Source organism: Microbacterium sp. AG790, assembly GCF_003634765.1.
In the GTDB taxonomy this organism is placed as follows: domain Bacteria; phylum Actinomycetota; class Actinomycetes; order Actinomycetales; family Microbacteriaceae; genus Microbacterium.
This window is the reverse complement of sequence record NZ_RBWZ01000005.1, coordinates 1-1,115: the sequence shown is the minus strand read 5'-3', so window position 1 is coordinate 1,115 and position 1,115 is coordinate 1. Positions and strand designations below refer to the sequence as shown.

1 protein-coding gene is annotated in these 1,115 nt (G+C 67.2%); it reads left to right on the top strand.

Going from position 1 to position 1,115, the window contains the following annotated elements:
* Nucleotides 1–115 precede the first annotated feature (115 nt).
* Complete coding sequence (locus DEU37_RS00600) at nt 116–1,114, top strand: IS481 family transposase (protein ID WP_121188792.1); 999 nt, start codon at nt 116–118, stop codon at nt 1,112–1,114.
* Nucleotide 1,115 lies beyond the last annotated feature (1 nt).

Below are 1,115 nucleotides of genomic sequence, written 5' to 3'. Positions count from 1 at the left end.
GCTAGCTGTGCTGCCCAGGGACGTTGGTTGAGGTGTGACGCGATAGACGGGTGAGGACCTCCCGGTCGAGAGTGGAGCTGTCTAGTTCCCGCACTCGATGACCAAGGAGGTCCTCGTGACCCACGCTAACGCTGCTCTGACGCCTCGCCAACGCCTCCGGCTCGCCCGGCAGGTCGTCGATGACGGCTGGTCCGTCGCTGCGGCTGCGAGCTACTTCCGGGTGTCGTGGCGGACCGCGGAACGGTGGGCGCGCCGCTATGTCGAGATGGGTGAGGCGGGGATGCAGGACCGCTCCTCCCGGCCGCACTCGAGTCCGAACAGGACTCCCCGACCGGTGGTGCGGAAGGTCGTGCATCTGCGGTGGAAGAAGCGGCTCGGTCCGGTCGGAATCGGCGCTCAGCTGGGGATGCCTGCTTCGACCGTCCATGCGATCCTCACACGGTGCCGGATCAACCGCCTCAGCCATGTCGATGTTCGCACCGGGGAGCCCGCTCGACGATACGAGCACGAATATCCCGGCTCGATGATCCACGTCGATGTGAAGAAGCTCGGCAACATCCCCGACGGCGGCGGCTGGCGCTACGTCGGCCGGTTCCAAGGCGACCGCAACCGAGCGGTCACCGCCAAACGGACCGGAAGACGTGGCATCGCCGGCGACATGGTCACCGGGACAGCGTTCATCCACACCGTCATCGACGACCACTCCCGCGTCGCCTACGCCGAGATCCACGACGACGAAACCGCAGCCACAGCCGTCGCCGTTCTGCGACGCGCAGTCGGCTGGTTCGCCGCCCGCGGCGTCACCGTCGAACGCGTCCTCTCCGACAACGGCTCCGCCTACCGGTCCTTCGCCTGGCGCGACGCCTGCGCCGAACTCAGCATCCGACCGAAACGCACACGCCCCTACCGGCCGCAAACGAACGGGAAGATCGAGCGATTCCACCGCACCCTCGCCGACGGCTGGGCCTACTCACGGCACTACAACTCCGAATCAGCCCGCCGCAACGCGCTCCCGACCTGGCTGCACTCCTACAATCACCACAGGCCCCACACCGCGATCGGCGGCCACCCACCCATCAGCAGATTGACCAACGTCCCTGGGCAGCACAGCTAGC